Source organism: Sinomonas atrocyanea (assembly GCF_030811715.1).
Taxonomy (GTDB): domain Bacteria; phylum Actinomycetota; class Actinomycetes; order Actinomycetales; family Micrococcaceae; genus Sinomonas; species Sinomonas atrocyanea_A.
On record NZ_JAUSRH010000002.1, the window covers coordinates 494,344 to 506,440 of the forward strand.

The 12,097-nt window shown below is 74.2% G+C and carries 13 protein-coding genes; 11 read left to right on the plus strand and 2 right to left on the minus strand.

What is annotated here, in order from left to right:
• Positions 1-29: 29 nt before the first annotated feature.
• Complete coding sequence (gene moaA / locus J2W21_RS05090) at positions 30-1,133, minus strand: GTP 3',8-cyclase MoaA (protein ID WP_373423063.1); 1,104 nt, start codon at positions 1,131-1,133, stop codon at positions 30-32.
• A 66-nt stretch (positions 1,134-1,199) separates the two neighbouring features.
• Here moaA and J2W21_RS05095 point away from each other — a divergent pair, with 66 nt between their 5' ends.
• The 7 genes from J2W21_RS05095 to J2W21_RS05125 are packed head-to-tail and all read left to right on the plus strand — an operon-like array spanning position 1,200 to position 6,933.
• Entirely contained in the window at positions 1,200-2,783 is a 1,584-nt protein-coding gene (locus J2W21_RS05095) for a molybdopterin-dependent oxidoreductase (RefSeq protein ID WP_307113414.1), read from the plus strand.
• Positions 2,780-4,090 carry a molybdopterin molybdotransferase MoeA gene (locus J2W21_RS05100; RefSeq protein WP_307113415.1) on the plus strand — a complete coding sequence of 437 codons (1,311 nt, stop codon included), beginning with the start codon at positions 2,780-2,782 and terminating at the stop codon, positions 4,088-4,090. Before J2W21_RS05095 ends, J2W21_RS05100 begins: the two co-directional genes overlap by 4 nt.
• Positions 4,078-4,599 (plus strand): cyclic pyranopterin monophosphate synthase MoaC, encoded by a 522-nt coding sequence (moaC, locus tag J2W21_RS05105; RefSeq protein ID WP_307113416.1) that lies wholly within the window; start codon positions 4,078-4,080, stop codon positions 4,597-4,599. Before J2W21_RS05100 ends, moaC begins: the two co-directional genes overlap by 13 nt.
• A complete protein-coding gene (locus J2W21_RS05110) occupies positions 4,596-5,117 on the plus strand; it encodes a MogA/MoaB family molybdenum cofactor biosynthesis protein (protein ID WP_307113417.1) in 522 nt (173 codons plus the stop codon). The genes moaC and J2W21_RS05110 overlap by 4 nt, the downstream gene beginning before the upstream one ends.
• Positions 5,104-5,580 carry a molybdenum cofactor biosynthesis protein MoaE gene (locus tag J2W21_RS05115; protein WP_307113418.1) on the plus strand — a complete coding sequence of 159 codons (477 nt, stop codon included), beginning with the start codon at positions 5,104-5,106 and terminating at the stop codon, positions 5,578-5,580. Before J2W21_RS05110 ends, J2W21_RS05115 begins: the two co-directional genes overlap by 14 nt.
• Before the next feature lie 58 nt (positions 5,581-5,638).
• Positions 5,639-6,397 (plus strand): 4-hydroxy-tetrahydrodipicolinate reductase, encoded by a 759-nt coding sequence (gene dapB, locus J2W21_RS05120; RefSeq protein WP_307113419.1) that lies wholly within the window; start codon positions 5,639-5,641, stop codon positions 6,395-6,397.
• Positions 6,398-6,402: 5 nt separating this feature from the next.
• Positions 6,403-6,933: a tetratricopeptide repeat protein gene (locus tag J2W21_RS05125; protein ID WP_373423073.1), complete on the plus strand. Its 531-nt coding sequence runs from the start codon at positions 6,403-6,405 to the stop codon at positions 6,931-6,933.
• Between the two features lie 6 nt (positions 6,934-6,939).
• On the opposite strand, the gene J2W21_RS05130 is transcribed toward J2W21_RS05125, so the two are convergent.
• Positions 6,940-8,205, minus strand: a complete 1,266-nt coding sequence (locus J2W21_RS05130; protein WP_307113421.1) for a heparan-alpha-glucosaminide N-acetyltransferase domain-containing protein — start codon at positions 8,203-8,205, stop codon at positions 6,940-6,942.
• 142 nt (positions 8,206-8,347) lie between these two features.
• On the opposite strand from J2W21_RS05130, the gene J2W21_RS05135 reads away from it, so the two are divergent.
• From J2W21_RS05135 to J2W21_RS05150, 4 genes are read left to right on the plus strand one after another with little or no spacing between them, the layout of a single operon-like run.
• Positions 8,348-8,611 carry a hypothetical protein gene (locus tag J2W21_RS05135; RefSeq protein ID WP_307113422.1) on the plus strand — a complete coding sequence of 88 codons (264 nt, stop codon included), beginning with the start codon at positions 8,348-8,350 and terminating at the stop codon, positions 8,609-8,611.
• A gap of 40 nt (positions 8,612-8,651) precedes the next feature.
• Complete coding sequence (locus tag J2W21_RS05140; protein WP_307113423.1) at positions 8,652-9,407, plus strand: carbon-nitrogen hydrolase family protein; 756 nt, start codon at positions 8,652-8,654, stop codon at positions 9,405-9,407.
• A 42-nt stretch (positions 9,408-9,449) separates the two neighbouring features.
• Positions 9,450-10,358, plus strand: a complete 909-nt coding sequence (gene dapA / locus J2W21_RS05145) for a 4-hydroxy-tetrahydrodipicolinate synthase (RefSeq protein ID WP_307113424.1) — start codon at positions 9,450-9,452, stop codon at positions 10,356-10,358.
• A gap of 12 nt (positions 10,359-10,370) precedes the next feature.
• A complete protein-coding gene (locus J2W21_RS05150) occupies positions 10,371-12,062 on the plus strand; it encodes a ribonuclease J (protein ID WP_307113425.1) in 1,692 nt (563 codons plus the stop codon).
• Positions 12,063-12,097 lie beyond the last annotated feature (35 nt).

The window sequence follows — 12,097 nt, forward strand, 5'->3', positions numbered from 1 at the left end:
AGGGCTCTCCTAGTCTGTCGGCGCTGGGGTCAGCCGCCGATGGCGGACATCGAGCGGTCCGGCTGCACGAAGCCGTCGGCACCGAGGCCCGTGTGGTCCATCCCGTGGGCGCGCGGCTTGAGCCACATCGCCTCCTGCCACCGCCGGGCCACCTGCTCATCCGAGGCCCCCGATCGCAGGAGCCCGCGGAGGTCCACCTCCTCGTGGGAGAAGAGGCAGCTCATGACCTTGCCCTCGGCCGTGATGCGGGTGCGCTTGCAGTCGGCGCAGAACGGCTCGGTCACCGAGGCGATGATCCCGACGGTGCCGAGCAGGACGCCGTCGTCCTTGCCCCGCACCTCGAACCGCTCGGCGGGCGCGCCGTCGCGGTCCCTTGGGTCGGGGGAGAGGCCGAAGCGCTCCGAGAGCAGCCCGCGGACCTCGCCGGCGGTGACCATGCCGTCGCGGGTCCACCCGTGGTCGGCGTCGAGGGGCATCTGCTCGATGAACCGCAGCTCGTAGCCGCGCTCGAGGCACCAGGCGAGCAGGTCAGCGCCGTCGGCGTCGTTGATCCCGCGCATGAGCACGGAGTTGATCTTGATCGGGCCGAGCCCCGCCGCGTCGGCGGCCTCGATCCCGGCCAGGACCCGATCGAAGAACGGGCGGCGGGCCAGCCTGGCGAAGGTCTCCGGGTGCAGGGTGTCGAGCGAGACGTTGATGCGCGTGAGGCCCGCGGCCTTGAGCGCGGCGGCCTTGGCGTCGAGGCCAACGGCGTTGGTCGTGAGGGCGATGGGCAGGTCCGGATGCGCCGCGCGCAGCGCCGCGACGATGTCCGTCAGGTCCGCGCGCACGAGCGGCTCGCCGCCGGTGAGGCGCAGTTCCCGGACCCCGAGCAGGCCGACGCCGATCCCCACGACCCGGACGATCTCCTCGGCGGACAGGAGCGCGTCCTTCGCGAGCCAGGGCAGGCCCTCGGCCGGCATGCAGTAGGAGCAGCGCAGGTTGCACTTGTCGGTGAGCGAGAGGCGCATGTCCGTCGCGACCCGGCCGTACCGGTCCTCGAGCCCCGTCAGGCCCGCAGGCCTGTCCGCCGCCAGCGCCCCGGCCGGCGGGTCGGAGGCGCGCACCTGCGGCATCCCGAGCTCAACACCCATGCGTCTACAGTACGCGAGTGGCGCCCGCCACGCGCCGGCCGACCCCGGGGGACCTATTCTGGTGCCATGAGCGCAGGACCCGAGCCCCTGCCCGCGCCGCCGGGGCAGCGACGCGCCGCCCGGGTCCGGGGCCTGGCAGCCGCCGGAGCAGGCATCGTCGCGGCCGCCGCCGGCGTGCTCTCCGGGGAGCTCGCCGCCGGCCTCCTCAGCCCGTCCCTGAGCCCGGTCTCCGCCGTGGGCAGCGCCGTCACGGACCTCGCACCGCCCGCGGCGAAGGACTGGGCCATCCAGACCTTCGGCACCGGGGACAAGGCCTTCCTCGTCACCGCAATCGGCGTCGTCCTCGCGCTCGTCGGCGCCGCCGCAGGCCTCCTCGAGCTCCGCCGGTCGGGGGCGGGGGCCGCGGTCGCGGGGGCCGTCGGCCTCGCGGGCCTCGTGGCCGTGGCCACCCGCTCGCTCGGTGCGCCGGCAGCGTGGACCTGCGCGCTCCTGGCGGGGGCCGTGGCAGTGGCGCTGCTCCGCTGGCTCGTGGGCCGCCTCCGGCGGGAGGCCGGCCCGCCCGGGCAGGCGCCGGCGGGGTTGCCCCGGCGGGGCTTCCTGCAGGCCCTGACCGGCACGGCGGCCGGGGTCGCGCTGGGAGGTGTCCTGACCGGCGTCGTCCGCAGCGCCTCCCTCGCGGCGGACGCGGCCCGCGCCGCCCTCCGGCTCCCCGCCCCGGCCCAGCCGGCCCCGCCCATCCCGGCCGCGGCCAGCGTCGGCGTGCCGGGCGTGAGCGACCTCGTCACCCCGAACACCGGCTTCTACCGGATCGACACCGCGTTCGTCGTCCCCTCGGTCGACCCGGGCAGCTGGCGCCTGGCGGTCACCGGGCTCGTCGAGCAGCCGGTGACGATCACCTGGGCCGACCTCCTCGCCCAGCCCCTCGTGGAGCGGTACGTGACCCTGACCTGCGTCTCCAACGAGGTCGGCGGAGACCTCGTGGGCAACGCCCGCTGGCTCGGCTGGCCCGTGCGGGAGCTGCTCGCCCGCGCGCGCCCCAGGGCCGGGGCGGACATGGTCCTCTCCCGCAGCGTCGACGGGTTCACCGCGGGCACCCCGCTCGAGGCCCTCACCGACCCTGGGCGCGACGCACTCCTGGCCATCGGGATGAATGGGGAGCCGCTCCCGCCCGAGCACGGGTTCCCCGTCCGGCTCGTGGTCCCCGGGCTGTACGGCTACGTCTCCGCGACGAAGTGGGTCACCGAGCTCAAGGTCACCACCTTCGCGGCCGACCAGGCCTACTGGAGCACCCGCGGCTGGAGCGAGAAGGGCCCGATCAAGACCGCCTCGAGGATCGACGTGCCCCGCCGCGGCAGCCGGGTCGCCGCCGGGGAGGTCGTGGTCGCCGGCGTCGCGTGGGCCCAGCACCGCGGCATCTCGCGCGTGGAGGTCAGGGTGGACGACGGCGCATGGCAGCAGGCGCGGCTCGGCACCGGCATCTCGCGCGACACCTGGTACCAGTGGGCCGCGCCGGTCCGCCTGGCCGCGGGACGGCACCGCATCGCCGTCCGCGCGACCGACGGCGACGGGCAGGTCCAGACATCAGAGCTCGCCCCGCCCGCCCCCGACGGGGCGACGGGGTACGAGATCATCGAGGTGGAGGCCACATGACGCATTCCGACTCCGGCGCCGCGCCCGCCGCGCCCGCCGCGCCCGCCGCGCCTGCCGGGGCCCGCCCGCACGGGCACGGCCACGGGCACCGCAGCGTCGAGGAGCACCGCGAGCGGCTCGCCCGGCTCCTGGCCCCGCTCGCGGACCGGGCCGCCCAGGACCGCTCCCTCGACGCGGCCTTCGGCACCGCCCTCGCCGCCGACCTCGCGGCCCCGGGAAGCCTTCCGCCCTTCGACAACTCCCAGATGGACGGCTTCGCCGTGTGCTCGTCGGACCCCGGCTCCGGGGATCCGACCGGGCCCGGCCTGCGCCGGTTCACGGTGGCAGCGCCCATCCCGGCGGGCGCCGCCCCGCCGCCTCTGCGCCCCGGCCACGCCGCGCCGATCATGACGGGCGCCATGCTCCCCGCGGGCGCGGACGCGGTGGTCCGGGTCGAGCTGGCCGTTCCCTCCGGCTACCCGCCCGAGGGGGCGGCCGTGGACCTTCCCGCGGTCGAGCCGGGGACCTACGTGCGGCGCGCCGGAAGCGACGTGGTGGCCGGCGCCGTCGTGCTCCCTGCCGGGACAGCGCTCGGTCCGGCGCAGCTCGGGCTCGCCGCCGGCCTGGGACTGTCCATGCTGCGGGTGCGGCCGCCGCTGCGCGCGGCGCTCGTGAGCACCGGGGCCGAGCTCGCGGTCCCCGGGCGCCCCCTGGGCCCAGGGCAGATCCACGACGCCAACGGGGCGCTCCTGCACGCGGCGCTGCGCGAAGGCGGGGTGGAGGCGCGCGCGGTCGCGGTGCGCAGCGACGAGCCGGCCGAGCTGCGCGCCGCCCTCGAGGGGCTCGCCCGCGGACCCGAGCGGCCGGACCTCCTCATCACCACCGGCGGGGTCTCGAAGGGCGCCTTCGAGGCGACCAAGCTCGCTCTCGACGGACACGACGTCGAGTTCGCCCACCTCGCGCTGCAGCCCGGCGGACCCCAGGGCCTGGGCACCTTCGCGGGCCTGCCCCTCATCGCCTTCCCCGGCAACCCCGTCAGCTGCTGGGTCTCCTGGGAGGTCCTCCTCCGGCCCGTGCTCTCCGCGCTCCTCGGCGCGCCCCGCGCCCGCCGACGCGTCCGCGCACCCCTCGCCGAGCCGCTCGAATCGCCGGCCGGCATCTTCCAGGTCCGCCGCGCCCGGCTGGGGCCCGACGGCGCGGTCGGCCTCGTGGGCGGCCCCGGCTCGCACCTGCTTGGGGCCCTCGCCTCCTCGGATGCCATCGCCATCGTCCCGGAGGACGCCACCGCGCTCGCGGCCGGGGACAACGTGGAAGTATGGCTCACGTGACTGAGACCCCACACCCCACGCCCGGCCCGGGCCTGACCCACGTGCGCGCCGACGGCAGCGCCCACATGGTCGATGTCAGCGCGAAGCCCGAGTCCACGCGGGAGGCGACGGCCCAGGCGGTCCTGAACACCACCCGCGAGGTCATCGCGCTCCTGGCAGAGGGCGGCCTCCCCAAGGGGGACGCCCTCGCCGTGGCCCGCGTGGCCGGCATCATGGCCGCGAAGAAGACGCCGGAGCTCATTCCGCTGTGCCACCCGCTGCCCATCGCCAAGGTCACGGTCGACTTCGAGCTCGGCGCCGCGGCCGTCACCGTGTTCGCCACGGTGAAGACCCGGGGCGTGACCGGGGTGGAGATGGAGGCCCTCACCGCGGCGTCCGTCGCAGCCCTGGCGGTGTACGACATGGTCAAGGCCGTGGACAAGCACGCCGTCATCACCGACGTCAGGGTGCTCGCCAAGTCCGGCGGCAAGAGCGGGGACTGGAACGTGCGCGGCGGAGGCGGCGCATGAGCGGGCACGACGCCCACGCTGGCCAGGGCGCGCGGCGGGCGGGCATCGTCATCGCCTCGACCCGCGCGGCCACCGGCGCGTACGAGGACCGCACCGGCCCCATCGTCGCGGACTGGCTCTCCGACCACGGATTCGACGTCATCCCGCCCGCGGTGGTGCCGGACGGCCCGAGCGTCGGTGCGGCCCTGCGCGCCCTCCTCGCACTCGGGCCTGCGGCGATCATCACGAGCGGCGGCACCGGGCTGAGCCCGGACGATGTGACGCCCGAGGAGACACGTCCCCTGCTCGACCGCGACGTGCCGGGCATCATGGAGGCCCTGCGCGCGGCCGGGAGTGCCAAGACGCCGCTGGCCGCGCTCTCCCGGGGCCACGCGGGCCTCTCGGGGCGGACCTTCATCGTGAACCTGCCCGGCTCGCCGTCCGGCGTCATGGACGGCCTCGCCGTCCTCGACCCGATGATCGGCCACATCTGCGACCAGGCCTCCGGCCGGGGAGGAGCCAACCATGACCACCACTGAGCCCGTCGAGGTCCTGCACGCGGCCGTGACCACCGCCCCGCTCGACGAGGCCGCCGCCCGGGCCGCCGTCGACGCGCCGGATGCGGGCGCCGTCGTGCTCTTCTCGGGCGTGGTCCGCGACCACGATGACGGCCGCGGCGTCGCCCGCCTGTCCTACACCGCCCATCCGAGCGCCCAGGCAACCCTGCGCTCCGTCGTCGACGCGACGGTCGGCGAGGTGCTCGCGGCCGCCGGCACGGCCGGGGGAGCGCCGGAGCGTCCCCTGCGGGTGTGGATCGCGCACCGCGTGGGGGAGCTCGCGATCGGGGACGCCGCCTTCGTCTGCGCCGTCTCGGCGGCCCACCGGGGCGAGGCGTTCCGGCTGTGCTCCGAGCTCGTGGACCGGGTCAAGGCCGAGGTGCCCATCTGGAAGGAGCAGTTCTTCGACGACGGCGGGAGCGAGTGGGTCGCCGCGCTCGGCTGACCCCGCTGCCCGGCGCCACGATTCTGAGCACCGCCGCCCGCGACAGTAGGCTGGCCGCATGGCAGAACGACTTCCCGTGGCAGTGCTGGGCGCGAACGGGCGCATGGGTTCAGAGGCCGTCCAAGCGGTCAGCTCGGCCGAGGACATGGAACTCGTCGCCGCGCTCGGCCGGGGTGACTCCCTCGAGCGCCTCGTCGACTCCGGCGCCCGGTACGTCGTAGACCTCACCGTCCCCGACGCCACCGAGGCCAACGTCCGCTTCGCGGTCGAGCACGGTCTCCACGCCGTCGTGGGGACCACCGGCTGGAGCGAGGAGCGGCTCAGGTCGCTGCGCGAACTGCTCGCGGCCCATCCCGGGACCGGCGTGCTCATCGCACCGAACTTCGCGCTGGGGTCCGTGCTCGCCTCGGCGTTCGCCGCCAAGGCGGCCCGCTACTTCGAGTCCGTCGAGATCGTCGAGCTCCACCACCCGGACAAGGTGGACGCCCCCTCCGGCACGGCGGTGCGCACCGCCCAGCTCATCGCCGCGGCCCGCAGCGACGCCGGGCTCGGCCCGTCCCCGGACGCGACCACCAAGGAGCTCGACGGAGCGCGGGGTGCCGACGTCGACGGCGTCCGCGTCCACGCCGTGCGGCTCCGCGGCCTCGTCGCCCACCAGGAGGTGCTCCTGGGCGGCCCGGGGGAGCAGCTGACCCTCCGGCACGACTCGTTCGACCGCGCCTCCTTCATGCCGGGAGTGCTCGTGGGCCTGCGCGAGGTCGCACGGCACCCTGGCCTCACCGTCGGCCTCGACGGCTACTTGGACCTCGGGCTGTGAGCGCCATGGACTCCGCGGATCCCCAGAACCGGGACGGCTCCCAGGACCCGCAGCGACCTCCACGGTCCAGAGGCGCGTGGGCGTGGGTCGGTGCCAACAAGACGAAGATCGGTGTCGTCGCCATCACCGTCCTGCTGGTCTTCTACCTGATTGTCACCTTCGACCGGGCCCGGATCCTGCTCCTCGACCCCGGGCCCGTCGCCAAGGCCATCGGCGCAGGCTACCTCGTGCTCCCGATCGTGGGAGCGTGGGCGCTCCTGCGCGAGCTGGCCTTCGGCACCCGGCTCGAGCGCATGGGCAGGGAGCTCGAGGCGGAGGGCGGCCTGCCCGAGGACACGCTGCCGCGCACGGCCGGAGGCAGGATCGTCCGGTCGGCGGCCGACGCCGAGTTCGCCCAGTACCGCCACGAGGCAGAGGCGGCTCCCGAGGACTGGCGGTCGTGGTACCGGCTCGGCCTCGCCTACGATGCTGCGGGCGACCGCAAGCAGGCCCGCGCCGCCATGCGGCAGGCGATCGCCCTGCATCGCGCCCGCTGAGCAGCCCTACCGGCGGGCTGGAGCGCCGCCGCGGCGCGCGCGCCCGCCCGGAGCTCCGGTGCTGCGGGCGACGCCGAGCCGCGTTGCACCATGGGCCACCGCCTCGAGCGGCCCCCGCCAGCCATTGGCCCGGACGAAGAGGCCGACGCCGAGCGCGGCAACGATGTGGACGGCCAGCAGGGCCTCCCGGGTGAGGTGAGCCCAGTCCGCGAGGGGCAGCGCGAGCGCTGCGACGTGCGCCGTGTAGAGGGTCAACGTCATGGCCCCGGCGCCGGCGAGCGGCGCCAGCAGCCCGGTGCGGGCGAGCGGGCCGATCCGGGCGACGAGGAGGAAGGCCCCGATGGCCGCGGCCGAGGTCCCCGCGGTGTGCAGGAGGTCGAGGGGCGTGCCGGAGTGCGGAGCTGCGGAGGTCAGCCACCACCAGGTGCCGGTCTGGTCCACCCCGGTGAGATTCGCCTCGAGCATCGCGCGCAGCGGCCACACTTTCGCTTGGGGCGTGGCCAGCAGGGCGTTGAGGCCGCCGAGCGGCCCGAGGAAGGCCCAGGCACAGGCCTTCGCCAGCGCTGCAGCCGCGGCGCCTCCCAGGACGAGCCACACCTGCGTCGCGGTCCGCGCGAGGTCCGCACGGCCGATCCACAGGCCGACCAGGAGGTAGGCGAACCACTGCAGGGCCGGGTAGTAGCCGGTGACGGCGAGGTCCGCGAGAAGGCGCACCGGATCGGCGAGGTCGGGCCACGACGGATTGTGGCCGAGCCGGAGCGGCGGCACGGCCGCGAGCAGGGCAGGCCGGACCAGGTACGCCGCGACGGGGGCGAGCAGGATCCAGACGGCCGCGAGCAGCCCGAGGGTCTGGCGGCGCAGGCTGAGGACGGCGAGCGCGCACCAGAACAGGACCGCGTAGTCCACGAGGATCACGGCGACGCCCACACGGGCGAGTCCGAGGGTGAGGCCGACGGCGGCGATCACCGCCGCGCGCAGCGCGAGTCCGAGCCGGTTCCGTTCCGCGGGGACGCGCCCCAGGGTCAGCGAGACTCCGGCGAGCACGGCGAACAGGGCCGCCGCCCGGCCCGAGAGCACCGTTCCGACCCAGGTGGCGGAGAAGGCGCCCGTGCCGGAGGCCTGCGCCACCGTCGGCAGGATGTGGGTGGCCATCATGGCCAGCAGGGCCGCCCCTCGCGCCATGTCGACCCCCGCGAGCCTGGCCGGCCCGCCCGCGCGCACCGTGCCCCCAGCCATGCCCCGGGTGCGGGGCACCCCCGATCGTCCGCCCATGGTCCCGATGCTCTCACGCCAGCGTGCCCATGCCGCCCGGGGGCCTCATGCTCCGCGGACCCCACGGCCGGTACACCCCCGGCCTCCGGGAACGGCGAGGGGCACCTTGTCATTCGAAGACATGTTCGAATAGCATGACGCCATGAGCACGGCGCACTACCCCCACGGAAACGGTCCGGTGCCGGCTCCCCGCCCGCATGCATGGCGCGCGGGAGGGCCGCTGCTCCCGGGGGAGCCCCCGCCCGGGGAGCTGGCCCGCCGCCTCTCCGAGCCGGACCTCACCTGCCTGACCGAGCGCGAGCTCCAGGCCTTCGTCGCCGCCTGTCGGCACCTCGAGGACTGGGTGCGCGTCCGTGCCGGGGCCGCGCGTGCGGAGCTCGCGGCCCGCGCCCCCGGGGGTGCCTGAGCGGCCGGGGAGGCGCGGGCGCGTGGCCTAGGATGGGCCTATGTCCGCCGAGCTGACCGTCTCTGCTGTGCAGTCCGTGGCGCTCCCGGGCGGGCTGGCCGCGAACGTCGACGAGCATGTGCGCCTCCTCGAGGACGCCGACGCCCACGGGGCCAGGCTCGCGGTCTTTCCCGAGCTCTCCCTCACCGGCTACGACCTGGACCTCTTCTCCGACGAGTCCAACTGGCTCACCCGCCCCTCGGCGCAGCTTTCCGAGCTCCAGGCGGCCTGTGAGGACATGGGCATCTCGGCGGTCGTGGGGGCCGCGGTCCGCGAGCCGGACCGGACGCCGCACCTCGCCTCAGTCCTCGTGCGCCCCGGGGCGCCCGCCGTGATCGCCCCCAAGATGCACCTCCACGGCCGGGAGAGGGAGATCTTCGAGCCCGGAGGCCGCCTCACTGTGGTCGAGGTCGACGGCTGGAAGGTGGCCCTCGCGGTCTGCTTCGACGTGGCCCAGCCGGGCCACGCTGCCGAGGCGGCGGCTGCGGGAGCCGACCTCTACGCGGCGTCGGCCGTCTACGTCGCGGGGGAGGAGCGCCGGCTCGACCTCCACTTCGGTGCCCGCGCCATGGACAGCAGGTTCTTCGCCCTGCTCGCGAACGCTGGGGGATCCAGCGCACTCGGGACCTCGTGCGGCCAGAGCGGGGTGTGGGGGCCCGACGGGCACCGGATGGCTGCCGCGGCCGGGACCGGTGCCGAGGTCGTCACGGCGGTCCTGTTCCGCTCGGCCCTCGCGCGCTACGGCCGCCCGGCCTGACGCGTTGCCCAAAGCGGCAGCGTACACGGTAACGTTCTGTGCATGGCAGACGACATCCGCACGCGCACTTTCGGCACTCTCCTCACGGCAATGGTGACCCCGTTCACCGCCGACGGCGAGGTCGACTACGATGCGGCGGCGTCCCTGGCGGCCAAGCTCGTCGATGACGGCTGCGACGGCCTCGTCGTCACCGGCACCACGGGGGAGACGTCCACCCTGACGGACGAGGAAAACCTCGGCATGTTCAAGGCCGTCCTCGACGCTGTCGGCGGCCGCGCCAAGGTCATCGCGGGGACGGGCACGAACGACACCCGCCATTCGGTGAGCCTGTCGCGCCGCGCCGAGGCGCTCGGAGTCGACGGCCTCCTCCTCGTCACGCCCTACTACAACAAGCCCAGCCAGGCCGGCGTCCAAGCCCACTTCGAGACGGTCGCCTCTGCCACCGAGCTGCCCGTCATGCTCTACGACATCCCGGGCCGGTCGGGCATCCCGATCGCCCCCGAGACGATCCTCCGTCTGGCCGAGCACCCCCGCATCGCAGGCCTCAAGGACGCTAAGGCCGACTTCGCCTCCGTGACGCGCGTGCTCGCCAAGACCGACCTGGCGGTGTACTCGGGCGACGACGGCCTGACCCTCCCATGGATGGCAGCCGGCGCCCTCGGCGTCGTCTCCGTCACGGCGCACGTCGCCACGAAGCAGTTCCGCTCGCTCGTCGACGCGGCGCTCGCGGGCGACTTCGCGGCCGCCCGCCAGGTCCACTTCGACCTCGACCCGGTGATCCGCGGGATCATGACCCGGGTCCAGGGCGCTGTCGCCGCCAAGCAGGTTCTCAAGTGGCAGGGTGTCCTGCCCAACTCCGTGGTCCGCCTCCCGCTCGTGGAGCCCGGCGACGCGGAGCTCGCCCTCATCCGCAACGATCTCGCCGAAGCCGGAATGGACTTCGGCGCCTAGGAGCAGCCCAGCATGACCCAACGAGCCCTGTCCGTCCTCACCACTCCGCCCCCGCTCCCGTCGGGGACCCTGCGGATCGTCCCGCTCGGCGGGCTCGGTGAGGTCGGGCGGAACATGGCCGTCTTCGAGATCGAGGGCAAGCTCCTCGTCGTCGACTGCGGCGTCCTCTTCCCCGAAGAGACCCAGCCGGGCGTGGACCTGATCCTGCCCGACTTCTCCTACCTCGAAGGCCGCATCCAGGACATCCTCGCCGTCGTGCTCACCCACGGCCACGAGGACCACATCGGAGCCGTCCCGTACCTCCTGCGCCACCGCCGGGACATCCCCCTCGTCGGGTCGCAGCTGACGCTCGCCCTCGTCGAGGCCAAGCTCGCCGAGCACCGCATCACTCCGGTGCTGCGGGTCGTCGAGGAGGGGCAGGTGCTGGACTTCGGTCCCTTCCAGACCGAGTTCGTGGCCGTCAACCACTCGATCCCGGACGCGCTCGCGGTCTTCATCCGCACCGCCGGGGGCACCGTCCTCCACACGGGCGACTTCAAGATGGACCAGCTCCCGCTCGACGGCCGCATCACGGACCTGCGCCACTTCGCCCGCCTCGGCGAGGAGGGCGTGGACCTGTTCATGGCGGACTCGACCAACGCGGACGTCCCCGGATTCACCACCGCTGAGAAGGAGATCGGCCCCACACTGGACCGGCTCTTCGGCCAGGCGCGCAAGCGGATCATCGTGGCCAGCTTCTCCTCGCACGTCCACCGCGTCCAGCAGGTGCTCGACGCCGCCCACCAGCACGGCCGCAAGGTTGCCTTCGTGGGCCGTTCGATGGTGCGGAACATGGGGATCGCGGCCAAGCTGGGCTACCTCGACGTGCCGCCGGGCATCCTCGTCGACATGAAGGCCATCGACTCCATCCCCGACCACCGCCTCGTGCTGATGTCCACGGGATCCCAGGGCGAACCCATGGCCGCGCTCTCGCGCATGGCCAACGGCGACCACCGGGTCCAGGTCGGCGAGGGCGACACCGTGATCCTCGCCTCCTCGCTCATCCCGGGCAATGAGAACGCGGTCTTCCGCGTCATCAACGGCCTCCTCAAGCTCGGCGCGAACGTGATCCACAAGGGCATGGCCAAGGTCCACGTCTCCGGCCACGCTGCCGCGGGCGAGCTCCTCTACTGCTACAACATCGTTGAGCCGCTCAATGCCATGCCGGTGCACGGGGAGACCCGCCACCTCATCGCCAACGGCAACCTGGCCCTCGAGACGGGCATGGAGCCCGACAGCGTCATCCTCGGCGACAACGGGACCGTGGTCGACCTCAAGGGCGGCGTCGCGAAGATCGTCGGGCAGGTCGAGGTCGGCTTCGTCTACGTCGACGGCAGCAGCGTCGGGGAGATCACGGACGTGGACCTCAAGGACCGCAGGATCCTGGGCGAGGAGGGCTTCATCTCGGTCATCGCCGTGGTGAACCGCTCGACGGGCAAGGTCGTGACCGGCCCCGAGATCCACGCCCGCGGCGTCGCCGAGGACGACGCCGTGTTCGACGACATCATCCCCAAGATCAACGCGGCCCTCGAGGAGGCAATCCTCGCCAAGCCGGACCACACGGCCCACCAGCTCCAGCAGGTGGTGCGCCGGGTCATCGGCACCTGGGTGAGCCGCAAGCTGCGGCGCAAGCCCATGATCATCCCGGTGATCCTGGAGGCCTGACGCCCCGCCCTCCGGCCGGAGAAGGCCGCCGCTCC